Source organism: Pantoea sp. AS-PWVM4, assembly GCF_000468095.1.
In the GTDB taxonomy this organism is placed as follows: Bacteria; Pseudomonadota; Gammaproteobacteria; order Enterobacterales; family Enterobacteriaceae; genus Pantoea; species Pantoea phytobeneficialis.
In genome coordinates this window covers 176,838-192,542 of record NZ_ASZC01000004.1, presented here as the reverse complement: position 1 = coordinate 192,542, position 15,705 = coordinate 176,838, and the positions used below count along the sequence as shown (strand labels likewise).

Genomic DNA, 15,705 nt, shown 5'->3' with positions numbered 1-15,705 from the left:
TGATTTCACTAAGGTGCGTTTTGCAGTGTAGCGAAAGCGAGCTCGCATGCTGACGTAGCGGCGCGATTTATCGCGCGCTTTTGACCTTTGTGGGGTAAAACCTGCGTGATAAATCGCGCCGTTACGGTACGGATTTTTTTACGGTAAGGTACACGCCTTTTGCGGCACCACGTATCCCAGCTCTTCCGAAATCGCACGGGCGGTGGCGACCACCGGACCCATCAGTTTTTTCACCCCAATCTGTTGCATCTTGGCGGTGGGCAGTGAAATCGACACCGCATAAGGCACTCGTTGCTGAATATCAAACACCGGCGCGGCGATGCAGGAAACACCCAGTTCATTCTCTTCGCGATCCATTGCCGTCTGCTGCTGACGAATGGACTTCAGTTCTTCCAGCATCTCCGGGAGCGTGGTGATGGTGTTTTTGGTCAACTGTTGAATGCTGTCCTGATGGCTTTGCCAGTAATGAGCCGGATATTCTTCGCTGCCCCAGGCCATAAAAATCTTCCCCATCGCCGAACAATACAGCGGCATATGCTGGCCGATATAGGCACGGGTGCGCATCATCCCGGTGGTGGGTTCCAGTTTATAAATCAGGATCACATGATCATCTTCGCGGCTGGAGAAGTTGACCGTTTCGCCCACTTCCAGATTCAGTTTCTCCAGATGCGGGGCAGCGACATGGATGATGTTGAGGGAGGAGAGGGCCTTCTGTCCGACAGAAATAAACTTAGTGGTCAGACGGTAACTGCCAGGCGAGGGTGCCTGCGTGACATAACCGCTGCTGTGCAAACCCTGCAACAGGCGATGCACGGTACTTTTGTTCATCCCGGACAACTCAGAAAGATGGGCCAATGGGCAACCGTTCGGGTAGTTGCTCAGTAATTCAATCAGTTGCAGCCCACGAAACAAGCTCTGCGTCCCCAGTGGCTTGTCACTCTTCTCTTCCTTCGCTTTCGCTACTTTAACCACCATCCACGCTTCCTCTTAGTTTTCCCACTCCGATAAAAGAGCAGTCGCCAGATGTTAACCCATGCACTTCAGCCTGGGAATCCTTCGCCAGGTTTAGTGTGACTTTTGGCGAAAATCCACCCCTTACCGAAGTGAGCGATGCATCACAAATCCGCAACACGAATTATATCTATTTGTTTATTAATGAAATTTATCCTCGCTACTTCTTTGCTTTTCCTGCGCGCCAGGAATAGTATTTTTTGGAATCGTATTTCGTATGTTGAAATTTAGCGGTGTTTTGATGCTGTCGCCGCTGTTGATGCTCACCAGGAGTTTGCAGGAGGCGGTAATGCAGCATAGCCCGGGTACACCGGTTCTTACTCTGAGCCATATCACCAAACGCTTTGGCGGTAATCCCGCCGTTAATGATGTCAGTCTTGAGGTTTTTCCCGGCGAGGTGGTTGCCCTGCTGGGAGAAAACGGTGCCGGAAAATCCACGCTGATCAAAGTGCTGGCCGGAGTGTATAGCCGGGATGAGGGCGATATCCGCTTTCACGACGCCAGCATCGCGTCGGCCGCCAGTCTGAAAACCGCCACCCGGCAGCCAATCGCCTTTATTCATCAGGATCTCGGGCTGATTGAATGGATGACGGTGGCGGAAAATATGGCGCTGGTGATGGGTTTTACCCGTCGTCTCGGCTTGATCGACTGGCGGGCGGTGCGCGAGCGTTCGCGTGCCGCCCTGAACGATGTCGGCATCATGCTGGACCCTGATGCCCGCGTGTTTGAACTGTCGCGCACCGAGAAATCCCTGCTGGCGATTGCGCGCGCAGTGGCGGTCAACGCCGAAGTGCTGGTGCTGGATGAACCTACCGCCTCGTTACCCGCCAACGATGTGCGTCACCTGTTCGAAGTCATCAACCGACTGAAAAGTCGCAAAGTTGGCATGATTTACGTCACCCACCGCCTTGATGAAGTGATTGAGATTGCCGACCGCATCTGTGTGATGCGTGATGGCAAACGCGTTGCAGAAGGCAACACTGCCGATTATCAACTGCACGATCTGGTGGAGATGATTGTCGGGGAGGCGTTGGAAGGGAATCAACGGCAACCGCTACCGGCTGCGAGCAAACCGGTGCTGGTGTTGGATCAACTCTGCATTGATGAAGTCGGGCCGGTCAGCTTCAGCCTGCAACCGGGCGAAATGCTGGCGCTGGCTGGCTTACGCGGTGCCGGGCAAGAGGAAATTGGCCGCCTGCTGTTTGGTTTGCGTCAGGCCACCGCCGGGACGCTGCGCTTCCGTGACCAAGCCTATCAGCCACAGACGCCCCAACAGGCGATGGCGGCTGGCGTGTCGCTGGTGGCGGGGGACCGCACCAGCGAGAGCCTGGTGATGTCGATGAGCGTGCGTGAAAACCTGTTTCTTAATCCCTGCGCCAGTGGTCATCGGCTTTTGTCACGCTACGGACGGCGTGCCGAAATCGGTGCCAGCTGGTGGAAAGTTCAGTTATTCGATGTGCGTCCGAAAGACGTCAATCTCGACATCAGCGCCTTATCGGGCGGCAACCAGCAGAAGGTGGTGATGGCGCGCTGGATGCATCTCAATGCGCCGCTGCTGATTCTGGAAGACCCCACCGCAGGCGTCGATGTGGGCGCGCGCGAAGAAATCTATCACCTGCTGAATAAAGCGCTGACCGAGGGCGTGGCGGTACTGGTGATATCCAATGACCTCGAAGAGATCGCCCATATCTGCAACCGCGCGCTGGTGTTTAACCGTGGTCAGGTGGTCGGCGAATTAAAAAATGAACAGGTTACCTTTGCCGGTTTGCTGGAGCTGGCCTCTGCCAGCAGCGCTGCCCCATTAACCACCGTCTGAAAAGGAAGGCAGGAGAAAAATTATGTCAAAAACATCCGTCAAATCCACCGCGCTGGAGCAGCGGGTCAGCCTTGCGCAACATGGCTTTGCCCCCTGGTCGATGCAGATAATGACCCGCTACGGCCTGTTGCTGTTATGTGTGGTGTTAACCCTGTTGTTCTCGGCGTTGTCACCGTCGTTTGCCACCATGCTGACCTTACAGGCGATCCTCGCCAGTAAAGCCAAGATTGCGCTGCTGGCGCTGGCGGCGACCTTGCCAATGATTGTCGGCAAGATCGACCTGAACGTCGGTTTCGGCATTGTGCTGTGGCATATCCTCGCCATTACCCTTCAGGTGGAGTACGGCTTCTCATGGCAGATGGCGGTGCTGACGGTGCTGGTGATCTCGGCGCTCTACGGGTTATTGAACGGCATCCTGGTAGCGTTAGCGGATATTGACAGCTTTGTCGCCACCCTCGGCTCCGGCACCGTGCTGTACGCCGTGGCGCTGTGGCACTCCGGTGGTCGGCAAATTGTTGGCGATCTGCCGGATGCCTTTAGCGCGCTGCATCATACCGAGTTGTTCGGCATTCCCATCGGCGCGTTTTATGTGTTGATCGTTGCGCTGGTGCTGTGGCTCGTCACCGAACATACCCCGTTGGGCCGTTGCATGTATGCGGTAGGTGGTAACCCCACTGCCGCGCGCCTCAACGGCATTGCGGTGAATAAATACATCATCGGGACCTTTATCGCCTCCAGCGTGTTAACCGGTTTCAGTGGCGTGCTGATTGCGGCTGAACAGGGCGTAGGCCAGGCCAGCGTCGGGATGGATTATCTGTTGCCAGCGCTGGTGGGGGCTTTCCTCGGTAGCACCACCATTCGTCCGGGACGGGTGAACATCTGGGGCACCGTGGTGGGTATCGCCATCCTCGCCATCGGTATTGCCGGGATCCAACAATTTGGCGGCGACTTCTGGGTCGAACCGTTATTTAACGGCGCGACCTTGTTGCTGTCGATTACGCTTGCCGGTTACGCCCAGCGTCGCCGCCTGCTGAACCAAAAAGCCGTGGTGCGCAGTCAGAGCGCACCGACCTCTGCACCTGACCATAAACAAAAAACCATCACACCAGGGAATTCATTATGAAAAATCAGGCATTGAGTCTTACCTTGGCCGCTTTGCTGGTGGCCTCCGCCTCCGCGCAGGCTGACAGCTACCTGGATCAGGCGACCGCTGCCGTGGCGAAGGCCACCGCCAGCTCGAGCACCTGGGATGGGCCGACCACCGGCCCCAAACTGCAACCGAACAAGAAAATCATCTTTATCGCCTCTGATATGAAAAACGGTGGGGTGCAGGGGGTGCAGCAAGGGCTGAGTGAAGCGGCGAAGGTCGCGGGATGGAAACTGGAAACCCTGGATGGTGGCGGTTCGGTGAAAGACCAGCTCGCGGCGCTGAATCAGGCAATTGCCCAGCGCCCGGATGGCATCGTGATTGGTGGCTGGAACCCGAACGTGGCAAAAATCCCGCTGAAGAAAGCCAAAGAACAAAAGATCGTGCTGATGGCCTGGCATGCTGAACCGCAGCCGGGACCGATTGCAAAATATGGCGTGACGGACAATATCACCTCCGATTCCAATGATGTGGCGCGGCTGGCGGCGCAATATGCCGTGGTGAAATCCGGTGGTAAGGCGCAGGTGTTGATCTTCACCGACTCGCTGTACCAAATCGCGCTGGACAAGGCCAATACCATGAAGCAGGAGATTGAGAAGTGCAGCGGCTGCAAGGTGGTGGAATTTATCGATACGCCGCTGGCGGATACCGCCAACCGTATGCCTTCCATGACCTTCAGCCTGTTGCAGAAATACGGCGATCATTTTCAGTACGCGCTGTCGATCAACGATCTCTATTTTGACTTTATGGCTCCGTCGCTGAAAACCGCAGGTAAAGGAGGCAGCAATGCGCCTTTCAATATTTCTGCCGGTGACGGTTCCATCTCGGCTTTCCAGCGTATCCGTAACAGCGACAGCCAGATCGCCACGGTAGCTGAGCCGCTCAAGCTGCACGGCTGGCAATTGCTGGATGAGTTCAACCGCGCCTTTGCCGGTCAACCTTCCTCTGGCTATGTAACGCCGGCGCATCTGATCACCAAAGACAATATCGCCAACGACGGCGGCCCGGAAAACAACTACGACCCGGCGAACAACTATCAGGGACACTACAAAACCATCTGGGGCGTACAGTGATGCAGCCGGAAAAACTCTGTTCACCCGCCATCTGGGCCGAAGGCCCGGTATGGCTGCCGCAGCAGGATGCGGTGGTGTTTAGCGATGTCAAAGGCAACCGGATGTTCCGCTGGCAGCGCAACGGAGAGTTGAGCCTGTGGCGCGCCAACGCCAACTATGCCAACGGTAACGCGCGTGACCTTGAGGGGCGAGTGGTGAGTTGTGAACATGGTCGCCGCGCCATCAGCCGTACCGAGCATGACGGTAGCGTGACGCTGTTGATTGATAAGGTCGAGGGCAAACGCTTTAACTCACCGAATGATGTGGTGGTACGTTCCGATGGCACCCTGTGGTTCACCGATCCGCCGTACGGGATCGTCAACGATGAGGAGGGGTATCACGCCCACAGCCAGGTGATCGGTTGTTATCTCTACTGCTTCGATCCGGCCAGCGGGCAGCTCAGTATCGCCGCCAGCGATCTGCAACGTCCCAACGGCCTGGCGTTTTCGCCCGATGAAAGCCTGCTGTACGTGGCCGATATGTCGGTGGTGGATTTCCCCACGCTGGGGCGTCGCCAATTGCGCGTCTACAAGGTGGATGGTCGCGAGTTGGTGGCGGGGCAATTCTTTGCCGAGGTGGCACCGGGTTTTCCAGACGGCTTCTGTGTCGCGGCGAACGGCGATATCTACTGTAGCTGTGCCGACGGCGTGATCATCTTCGACAGCAGCGGTCGGACGCGCGGCAAAATTGCGTTACCGGAGCGGGTATCGAACTGTACGCTGGGCGGCCCGCAGGGTGACGAGCTGTATATCACCGCCACCACGTCGTTGTATCGGGTGCGTTTGTAACACCCTCGCGTAATACCAGACATCCCCGTAGCTGCGCGATTTATCGCGCGATAAATCGCGCAGCTACGAATGGGTGAAAATGTCGGGGCAGGATCGTCTGTCCCGGCTTCCCCACGTCTGAAATCTGGCCGATTTGCGGCCGATCACAAAAGTCGATCAAAGTTTTATTTGATTGATTTTAAACGATAAATTTTCCATCCATTTCTTTGACTCCTCTTTGCTTTCGCCATACGATTTATTTGGAACGACATTCCAACATATGAAATATAAAGCGTAGCGCTGGGGAGACAGTAGCCGTTATGAGAATCAGCTATCAGCAATTATATGAAGAATTCCTGCGCGTCTTGCTGAGTCGCAAGGTGCCAGAGGAGAAGGCCACCGCGTGTGCCGCCATGTTTGCCGAAACCAGCCTGAATGGTGTCTATTCCCACGGCGTGAACCGTTTTCCCCGTTTTATTCAGCAACTGGATGCCGGACATATCGTGCCGGAGGCCACGGCCAATAAAGTGTTGTCACTGGGTGCTATCGAGCAGTGGGATGCGCACCGCGCCATCGGCAACATTACCGCGCGCAGCATGATGGATCGCGCCATCGAACTGGCGACCGATCACGGTATCGGCCTGGTTGCCTTGCGTAATGCTAACCACTGGATGCGCGGCGGCAGCTACGGCTGGCAAGCGGCAGAGAAGGGCTATGTTGGCATCTGCTGGACCAACTCGATTGCGGTGATGCCGCCGTGGGGGGCGAAAAACTGTGCCATCGGCACCAACCCGCTGATTGTTGCGGTACCGGGTGAACCTATCACTATGGTGGATATGTCGATGTCGATGTTTTCCTACGGCATGTTGGAAGTGAATCGCCTGGCGGGCAAAACCCTGCCGGTGGATGGCGGTTTTGATAACGACGGCAACTACACTCGCGATCCCGCCACCATCGAAAACAACCGTCGCATCTTACCTATGGGTTACTGGAAAGGCTCCGCGTTGTCGGTGGTGCTGGATATGCTCGCCACGCTGCTCTCCAACGGCGCGTCGGTGACCGAGGTGACCGAAGATAACGGTGACGAATTTGGAATCTCGCAAGTATTTATCGCTATTGATGTCGATCGCCTGATTGACGGCGCCACCCGCGACCACAAACTGCAACGCATTCGCGCCTCGATTACCGGTGCCAAACGTGCCGACAGTCAACAGGCGGTACGCCTGCCGGGTGAGCGCTTCCCGGTGCTGCGGGCGGAAAACCTGCGTCTCGGCATCCCGGTGGATGAGCGTGTCTGGACGCGTATCCAGGCGTTGTAACGGAGGATAACCCCATGATTACCGGACATATCGCCAACACTGATGCACGCCACTATCCGCCCGCTATCGCCCGCGCCATTGCGTATCTGGCCGGTCACGATCTGGCAACGATGGCCGCCGGACGCCATGTTGACAGCGCCACCGGTTGGCAGGTGCAGGTACTGGATCTGCAAACCGCACCGGCTGAGGAAAACTATCCTGAAGCGCACCGCCACCATATCGATGTGCAATATCTGGTGTCGGGGGCGGAGGTGATTGGCGTGGCGAATCAACCCGCCAGCCTGGCGGTGCACCAGCCGTACAACCCCGAACGCGACATTATTTTTTACCAGCACGCAGCGGATGAAACTCTGATTCGCATGGTGCCAGGCACCTTTGCGGTGTTCTTCCCGCAGGATATTCACCGACCCAACTGCGCACCGGATTTGCCGGGTGCGATCCGCAAAGTGGTGGTGAAGATCCCGACAACCGCGCTGGAGGAGGTCGCATGAGTCTGACATCAACCGCACTGACGCGTGAAGGCGTTCCGGCACTGCGCTGGCTGCGCATCATCCCGCCGATTTTGATCACCTGCATCATCTCCTACATGGATCGCGTCAATATCGCGTTTGCCATGCCGGGCGGGATGGATGCAGAGCTGGGCATCAGCGCTTCGATGGCTGGGTTAGCCGGTGGCATTTTCTTTATTGGTTATCTGTTCCTGCAAGTACCGGGCGGCAAGCTGGCGGTGTACGGCAACGGCAAACGTTTTATTGGCTGGTCGTTACTGGCATGGGCGGTGATCTCGATCCTCACCGGGTTAGCCACCAGCCAGTATCAGTTGCTGGCGCTGCGCTTTGCCCTCGGCGTCGCGGAAGGTGGCATGTTGCCGGTGGTGCTGACGATGATCGGCAACTGGTTCCCGGATAAAGAACGTGGTCGCGCCAACGCCATCGTCATTATGTTCGTCCCGATTGCCGGGATCATTACCGCACCGCTGTCAGGCTGGATCATCACCAACTGGGACTGGCGCATGCTGTTCTTTGTTGAAGGGGTGTTGTCGGTGTTCGTTATGGCCTTGTGGCTGTTCACCATCAGCAACCGCCCGCAGGAAGCGCGCTGGATTTCACCCGCCGAGAAGCAGTATCTGATCAAGACCCTGCACGATGAACAACTGATGATTAAAGGTCAGAACACGCGCAAAGCCTCGCTGAGCCGGGTGATGCGTGAGCCGGTGATGTGGCGTCTGATCCTGGTGAACTTCTTCTACCAGACCGGGATTTATGGCTACACCCTGTGGCTGCCGACCATCCTCAAAGGGCTGACCAACGGTAATGCCGAGAAGGTAGGGATGCTGGCGATTCTGCCGTATGTCGGGGCGATTTTTGGCATGTTCCTGTTCTCGGCGCTGTCCGATGCCAGCGGTCGTCGCAAAATTTTCGTGGCACTGCCGCTGGCCGGGTTTGCCCTGTGCATGGCGCTGTCGGTGCTGCTGAAAGCACACATCTGGTGGTCGTATGCCGCCCTGGTGGGTTGCGGCGTGTTTATCCAGTCGGCGGCTGGCGTGTTCTGGAGCATTCCGCCACGCCTGTTTAACGCTGAGGTCGCCGGTGGTGCGCGCGGTCTGATCAATGCGCTGGGTAATCTCGGTGGGTTCTGCGGTCCGTATATGGTGGGCGTCCTGATTGCGGAGTACAGCAAGGATGCCGGGGTTTACAGCCTGGCGATCTCGCTGGCGATTGCCTCGCTGCTGGCACTGACGTTACCGGCGCGCTGCGACTCCGCCAAAGGGGAGGCCGCATGAAGAGTTGGTTAGGGCTGGACTGCGGCGGCACCTTTATCAAAGCCGGGTTATATGACGCCCAGGGGCGCGAGCTGGCGGTGGCACGACAAAACCTGCCGGTGCTGGTGCCACAGCCGGGTTGGGCGGAACGCGACATGACCCAGTTGTGGCAACAGGCGGCGGCGGTGATCCGTGAAGTGCTGCACCAAAGCGGGCAACAGGCGGCGCAGGTGGCGGGTGTCGGGATCTCTGCTCAGGGCAAGGGGCTATTCCTGCTGGATAAGCAGGGCCAGCCGCTGGGTAATGGCATCCTCTCCTCGGATCGTCGCGCGCTGACGCTGGTGCAGCAGTGGCAGCGTGACGGTATGCCACAACAACTCTATCCGCAAACGCGGCAGACGTTGTGGACCGGCCATCCGGTGTCGTTGCTGCGCTGGATCAAACAACATGAGCCACAGCGTTACGCGGCAATTGGCAGCGTACTGATGGCTCATGATTACCTGCGCTTCTGCCTGACCGGTGCGCTGGCCTGTGAAGAAACCAATATCTCCGAATCCAATTTGTATGACATGCAAAGCGGCGGCTGGTCGGCGGCGTTGGCTGAAACCTTAGCGATCAGCGAAATCGTCCCGGCCTTACCACCGATTATCGGCCCGACCGAGGTGGCCGGGTATGTCACCGCGCAGGCTGCGGCTTTGTGTGGACTGCGGGAAGGCACGCCGGTGGTTGGTGGGTTGTTTGATGTAGTGTCGACGGCCCTGTGCGCCGGATTGCATGACGCGACCCGCCTGAACGCGGTAATGGGGACCTGGTCCGTCACCAGCGGCATTACCGACCGCATCATCGCTGAGGCCGATTACCCGTTTGTCTATGGTCGTTATGCCATCAACGATCAGTTCATTATCCATGATGCCAGCCCGACTTCCGCCGCCAACCTTGAGTGGTTCTGCCAACAGTGGGGCATCGAAGATTATCAGCAACTGAACGACTGGGTGGCTGGTCTGCCAGCGGCCAGCAGTTCGCTGTTGTTCCTGCCTTTCCTCTACGGCTGCAACGCCGGGGCCGACCTGCACGGCAGTTTCTTTGGTATGCAGGCGGGGCATACCCGCGCGCATCTGGTGCAGGCGATCTATGAAGGCGTGGTGTTCTCGCATCTGACCCATCTGAACCGGATGCGTCAGCGTTTTCCGCAGGCCAGCGCGTTGCGTCTGAGCGGCGGGCCGACCCGTTCTGCCCCCTGGATGCAGATGCTGGCCGATGCCAGTGGCTTGCCGGTTGAGGTGCCGCAAATTGCCGAAAGTGGCTGCCTGGGCGCGGCGCTGGTCGCGCTCACCGGCACCGGTGCCTATGCCTCGCTGCAACAGGCGCAGCAGGCGCTAAATCCCGACATCGTCACCTGGCAACCCGATGACACCCGGCACGCCCGTTATCAGCAGAAATATCAACGTTATCAGCAACTGGTCAATGCACTGGCGGCTGCACAAGGAGTTAACCCATGAGCCTTCCTTTGCTCCAGCTGGCGCTGGACCACACCGACCTCGATGCCGCGCTGAGTACCGCGCAGCAACTCCATCAGGAGGTCGACATCATCGAGGCAGGCACCATTTTGTGTTTTAGCGCCGGGATTGAAGCGGTACGCCGCCTGCGTCAGCAGCACCCGGAGAAAACCCTGGTGGCCGATTTTAAAGTCGCCGATGCCGGTGCCACCCTGGCCAGGATGGCGTTTGACGCCGGAGCCAACTGGATGACGGTGATCTGCGCTGCGCCGCTGGCGACCTTTGCCACCGCACTGGACGTGGCGCGCAGCTATCAGGGCGATATCCAGATCGAGCTGTTTGGTCACTGGACACTGGAAGATGCCCGCCAGTGGCGCAGCCTGGGTCTGACGCAGGCCATCTACCATCGCGGGCGTGATGCGCAGGCCAGCGGTCAACAGTGGAGCCAGCAGGATCTGGCGGCGATGCAGGCGCTATCCGATATGGGGTTTGCCCTGTCGATCACCGGCGGTATCACCCCGGAAGAACTGCCGCAGTTCCGCAATATCGACGTCAAGGCGTTTATTGCCGGACGCGCATTGAGTGACAGTGTCACCGGCATTGCCACCGCTAACCAATTTCATCAGGCCATTGCCAACATCTGGGGAACCGCATGAAACGCCAGCATCCACTGGGAATTTATGAAAAAGCACTGCCGGCCCATCTCACCTGGCCAGAGCGACTGGCCCTGGCGAAAGCCTGTGGTTTCGATTTTGTCGAGATGTCCGTCGATGAGACTGATGAGCGTCTGTCCAGGCTGGACTGGAGTAAAGAACAGCGCCTGTCACTGGTCAACGCGATGATTGAAACCGGCGTCAGCATTCCGTCGATGTGCCTGTCCGGCCATCGCCGCTTTCCGTTCGGTAGCCATGATGCGCAGACACGTCAGCGCGCCGATGACCTGATGGATCGGGCGATTCAACTGGCGAAGGATGTTGGCATCCGCACCATCCAGTTGGCGGGTTATGACGTCTACTACGAACCGCATGATGAAGGCACGGTGGCGCGTTTTGCGGCGGGGTTGTCCCGCGCGGTGGAGCGTGCCGCTGCCGCACAGGTGATGCTGGCGGTGGAGATTATGGACACCGAATTTATCAACGCTATCAGCAAATGGAAGGTGTGGGAGCAGCAACAGGCGTCGCCGTGGTTCTCCGTCTATCCCGACGTTGGCAACCTCAGCGCCTGGGGCAATGACGTTGCCGCCGAACTGACGCTCGGTATTGATCGCATTGCCGCTATCCATCTGAAAGACACCCAACCGGTCACCGCCAGCTCGCCGGGACAGTTCCGCGATGTGCCTTTTGGTCAGGGCTGCGTCGATTTTGTCAGCGTGTTCCGCACCCTGAAGCAGCTGAATTATCGCGGGGCGTTTCTGATTGAGATGTGGACCGAAAAAGCCGAGGAGCCGGTGGCGGAGATTGTGCAGGCACGGCGCTGGATTGAACAAAAAATGCAGGAAGGGGGATTATTGTGAGCGTATTAACCTTGAAACAACAGGTACTGGAAGCCAACCTGGCGTTGCCGCGCCATCATCTGGTTACCTTTACCTGGGGCAATGTCAGCGCCATCGATCGCGCCAGTGGTCTGGTGGCGATCAAACCCTCCGGCGTGGAGTACGACGGCATGACGGTGGAGGATATCGTGGTGCTGGAGCTGGAAAGCGGGCGTATCGTGGAGGGCAGCAAAAAACCCTCATCGGATACTGCCACCCATTTGGCGCTCTATCGCGCATTTGCCGACATTGGCGGCATTGTGCATACCCATTCGCGTCATGCCACCATCTGGTCACAGGCCGGGCAGGATTTACCCGCCTGGGGCACCACCCATGCCGATTACTTCTATGGCACCATCCCCTGTACCCGGCTGATGACCGAGCAGGAGATCGTCAATGACTACGAATACAACACCGGACAGGTGATTATTGAAACCTTCCGCACCCGCGGCATCAGTCCGACGGCGATTCCGGCGGTATTGGTCAATGCCCACGGTCCCTTTGCCTGGGGCAAAGATGCCGACAACGCGGTGCATAACGCCGTGGTGCTGGAAGAGATTGCCTATATGGGAATTTTTTCGCGCCAGCTAACGCCGGGGATCAAAAGTATGCAGCAGGATCTGCTGGATAAACATTTTCTCAGAAAGCACGGCGCGAATGCCTATTATGGGCAGTAACTTGTTTACGTCGCGGCGCGATAAATCGCGCCGCGACGGGGCATACTGAACGATTCGGTTATATTTGCTGGCAAAAAAATTACGCAGAAATTACCAGACCAAAACAGAAAATAAAGCTAATCACTCTCATTATCATTCATCTTTTTTGACACCAGTGATTACTTTATTCATGAATAATAAACCTGTTCTTATGCGCGGGAAAAAGTTCCCTGCGCCCAGCAGCCTGGCGATGATGATCAGTGTCTGCTGTAACTTTGCGGTGCACAATGCATCAGCGGCTGACACCACCACGCAGGTGACTCCGGCGAAAAAAGTTCCACAGGAAAACACCCTTACCGTCACCGCCACCCCGGTTAACCGCTTCAATCCGGGCGGCGACGCGCTGGTGCCGGCGTATCTTGACGGGCAGGTTGCCAACGGTGGACGCCTTGGCATCCTTGGCGAACAAAGTGCCATGAACGTGCCGTTCAGCATCGTGGGTTACACCAATAAAGCCATTCAGGATCAGCAGGCGCGCTCGGTGAGCGATGTGGTGCGCAACGATGCCTCGGTCGCGACCGGTTACGGTTACGGCAACACCCAGGAAATCTATAAAATTCGCGGCTTTGAGCTGGCCAGTGAAGATATCTCATTTGGTGGCCTGTATGGCGTATTGCCGCGTCAGTTTATGCCGGTGGAACTGGCCGATCGCGTGGATATTCTGAAAGGCGCGAGCGCGTTCCTTAACGGTGTGCCGCCGGGCGGCACCGGCGTGGGTGGCACCATCAACCTGGAACCGAAACGGGCCGGGAGCGAGCCACTGACCCGCGTCTCCCTTGACTACACCTCGAAATCCCAGGTGGGCGGGGCGCTGGATATTGCCCGTCGCTTTGGCGACAACGATCAATGGGGCATTCGCGTCAACGCGGTGCATCGTGAAGGGGAAACGGCGGTGGATAATCAGAAACGCCGCCTGACGCTGGGCACCATCGGCCTCGATTATCATGGTGATCGCTTCCGTGCCTCACTGGATGCCGGTGCGGAAAAGCAGACGGTGCACGGTGCGCGTTCGGTGGTGTACACCAGCGGTATGACCAGCATTCCCAAAGCGCCGTCGGCCACCACCAACTACGGCCAGAAATGGGCCTTTACCGACACCAGCAGCCAGTTTGCCATGCTGAAAAGCGAATATGATCTCAGCGACAACTGGACGCTATACGGCGGCATTGGCGGCAACCATACCCATGAATACGGTTCTTACTCCTCACCGACCGTGAATGACAGCAACGGTGATGCCACTATGGGGCAGATGCGCGTGCCGTATTTCTCCGACGGCCTGTCAAGCCAGGCCGGAATTCGCGGCAAGTTTGACACCGGGTTTGTAAACCACAGCATCAACCTTGGTTACTCCAGCACCTGGAGCCGCATCCGCAGCTCGTATGCGATGTCTTCCGCCAGCATCAGCACCAATATCTACGATCCAACCTATGTTGATGAGCCAACCGATGTGGCTTATACCGGCGGCCATATGGACGACCCGCGTGTCACCAGCCGCACCTTCAACAGCGGTGTGTCACTGGCCGATACCATGTCGATACTGGATGATCGCGTGCAGCTGATCACCGCGCTGCGCCGTCAGTCGGTCAACGTTACCAATTACGATTACGATGGCGTGCAGTCGGCCAATTTTAGCCAGATGAAAGTCACTCCAGCATTTGGTCTGGTGTTGAAACCGTGGAAAAACATCTCCTTCTACGCCAACCATATTGAAGCGTTGCAGGCCGGTGAAACCGCCAGCAGCAGCTACGGCAGCGGTACGGTGGTGAACGGTGGTCAGGTCACCGGTATCGAAACCTCCAAACAAAACGAAATAGGGGTGAAAGCCGATTATGGCCGTATCGCCGGTTCAATCGCCGTGTTCGAGATCCGCAAACCGGTAGCGACCTATCGCTATCTCGGCAACAGCAGCGGCACCGATCAATATGAATACGGTAACTACGGCGAAGAACGTAACCGTGGTCTGGAACTGAGCCTGTTCGGAGAGCCGGTGTACGGCGTGCGCCTGAACGGTAGCGCCACCTGGATGGACCCGGAGCTGACCAAAACTCAGGACGGTACCTATGATGGCAAAGACGCGATTGGTGTACCGCGTTATCAGTTGGTGCTGGGCGGAGAATGGGATATTCCGGGCTTGCAGGGCGTGACCGCGACCGGGCGCGTGATCCGCACCGGTTCGCAATATGCTGACGAAGCGAACACCCTGAAAGTGGATGGCTGGACACGTCTGGATCTTGGCGTGCGTTACGATATGCAACTGCCGAAAAACAACATCGTCTGGCGCGCTACGGTGGAGAACGTCACCAACGAAAACTACTGGGCATCTGCCAGCGATGGCTACCTGACGCAGGGCGACCCGCGCACCCTGAAACTGTCGATGACCGTGGATTTCTGATAAAAGCAGGCCGCCAGTACTGGCGGCCCAAACCGATTCATCTTCGTGATAAAGATTGGACCATAACCTGCTCAAGCCCATCAGTATGTTTCATTTCTGATGAGGGCATTGTAATTGTTCCAGATAGTAACGTATGTATCCCCGGTATTCTTCACTCATGTTGTCTGGTAACTCTTTCGGAGAAAAAAAAGCGAGTTCTTGGCCTTCCTCAGGATCATTGATCATTTCCCCTGACCAATTTCTGGACCAGAAAAGGGCTGTTATTACATTGATTTCATCCTTGTTACGAAGTGTGAATGTGTATTCTGGTCCGGAGAAAACACCCAGCAAAGTCAGTTGTAGGACGTCAAGATTAGTCTCTTCCTTAACTTCGCGCACGGCAGTTTCTTCAAGAGACTCCCCTGGCTCAAGTAGCCCTCCGGGGAGTCCCCATGAACCATCCAGGCGAAGTTGTAGGAGAATCCTTTGGCGGGGGTCGGTAAGAATGACATTAGAACCAGCCAGTAGAAGTAAACGGTGACCAATCAGACTGCGCATCAGCTGAACATAGCTCATTACTCGCCCCTTGCGAGTGAAAGTGAATCCAAAGAATATTTTTCGAGGTTCTAAGTTGCAAGGCTCGGATATAAAGATAGG

General features: G+C 57.0%; 14 protein-coding genes. 12 read left to right on the top strand and 2 right to left on the bottom strand.

Annotated features, from left to right (window positions below):
• Positions 1-138: 138 nt before the first annotated feature.
• Positions 139-975 carry an IclR family transcriptional regulator gene (locus L579_RS05530; protein ID WP_021183292.1) on the bottom strand — a complete coding sequence of 279 codons (837 nt, stop codon included), beginning with the start codon at positions 973-975 and terminating at the stop codon, positions 139-141.
• A gap of 325 nt (positions 976-1,300) precedes the next feature.
• On the opposite strand from L579_RS05530, the gene L579_RS05525 reads away from it, so the two are divergent.
• The 12 genes from L579_RS05525 to L579_RS05470 all read left to right on the top strand — a co-directional run bounded on the left by L579_RS05525 (position 1,301) and on the right by L579_RS05470 (position 15,069).
• Positions 1,301-2,827 carry a sugar ABC transporter ATP-binding protein gene (locus tag L579_RS05525; RefSeq protein WP_036625362.1) on the top strand — a complete coding sequence of 509 codons (1,527 nt, stop codon included), beginning with the start codon at positions 1,301-1,303 and terminating at the stop codon, positions 2,825-2,827.
• Between the two features lie 22 nt (positions 2,828-2,849).
• The gene (locus L579_RS05520) at positions 2,850-3,950 is read left to right on the top strand and encodes an ABC transporter permease (protein ID WP_021183289.1); all 1,101 of its coding nucleotides are present in this window, start codon (positions 2,850-2,852) and stop codon (positions 3,948-3,950) included.
• A complete protein-coding gene (locus tag L579_RS05515; protein WP_021183288.1) occupies positions 3,947-5,047 on the top strand; it encodes an ABC transporter substrate-binding protein in 1,101 nt (366 codons plus the stop codon). The genes L579_RS05520 and L579_RS05515 overlap by 4 nt, the downstream gene beginning before the upstream one ends.
• Entirely contained in the window at positions 5,047-5,874 is an 828-nt protein-coding gene (locus L579_RS05510; RefSeq protein ID WP_021183287.1) for an SMP-30/gluconolactonase/LRE family protein, read from the top strand. The genes L579_RS05515 and L579_RS05510 overlap by 1 nt, the downstream gene beginning before the upstream one ends.
• Before the next feature lie 299 nt (positions 5,875-6,173).
• Entirely contained in the window at positions 6,174-7,172 is a 999-nt protein-coding gene (gene yiaK, locus L579_RS05505) for a 3-dehydro-L-gulonate 2-dehydrogenase (protein WP_021183286.1), read from the top strand.
• A 14-nt stretch (positions 7,173-7,186) separates the two neighbouring features.
• Entirely contained in the window at positions 7,187-7,663 is a 477-nt protein-coding gene (locus tag L579_RS05500; protein ID WP_021183285.1) for a YhcH/YjgK/YiaL family protein, read from the top strand.
• A complete protein-coding gene (locus L579_RS05495) occupies positions 7,660-8,955 on the top strand; it encodes an MFS transporter (protein WP_021183284.1) in 1,296 nt (431 codons plus the stop codon). The genes L579_RS05500 and L579_RS05495 overlap by 4 nt, the downstream gene beginning before the upstream one ends.
• Complete coding sequence (locus L579_RS05490) at positions 8,952-10,433, top strand: FGGY-family carbohydrate kinase (protein WP_021183283.1); 1,482 nt, start codon at positions 8,952-8,954, stop codon at positions 10,431-10,433. Before L579_RS05495 ends, L579_RS05490 begins: the two co-directional genes overlap by 4 nt.
• Positions 10,430-11,086 carry a 3-keto-L-gulonate-6-phosphate decarboxylase UlaD gene (ulaD, locus tag L579_RS05485; RefSeq protein WP_021183282.1) on the top strand — a complete coding sequence of 219 codons (657 nt, stop codon included), beginning with the start codon at positions 10,430-10,432 and terminating at the stop codon, positions 11,084-11,086. The genes L579_RS05490 and ulaD overlap by 4 nt, the downstream gene beginning before the upstream one ends.
• The gene (locus L579_RS05480) at positions 11,083-11,943 is read left to right on the top strand and encodes an L-ribulose-5-phosphate 3-epimerase (protein WP_021183281.1); all 861 of its coding nucleotides are present in this window, start codon (positions 11,083-11,085) and stop codon (positions 11,941-11,943) included. The genes ulaD and L579_RS05480 overlap by 4 nt, the downstream gene beginning before the upstream one ends.
• Positions 11,940-12,638 carry an L-ribulose-5-phosphate 4-epimerase gene (gene araD, locus L579_RS05475; RefSeq protein WP_021183280.1) on the top strand — a complete coding sequence of 233 codons (699 nt, stop codon included), beginning with the start codon at positions 11,940-11,942 and terminating at the stop codon, positions 12,636-12,638. The genes L579_RS05480 and araD overlap by 4 nt, the downstream gene beginning before the upstream one ends.
• A 169-nt stretch (positions 12,639-12,807) precedes the next feature.
• Positions 12,808-15,069, top strand: coding sequence for a TonB-dependent receptor (locus L579_RS05470; protein ID WP_051337940.1), 2,262 nt, complete (start codon positions 12,808-12,810; stop codon positions 15,067-15,069).
• A 90-nt stretch (positions 15,070-15,159) separates the two neighbouring features.
• Here L579_RS05470 and L579_RS05465 read toward each other — a convergent pair whose 3' ends face one another.
• Positions 15,160-15,624: an NUDIX hydrolase gene (locus L579_RS05465; RefSeq protein ID WP_036625244.1), complete on the bottom strand. Its 465-nt coding sequence runs from the start codon at positions 15,622-15,624 to the stop codon at positions 15,160-15,162.
• Positions 15,625-15,705 lie beyond the last annotated feature (81 nt).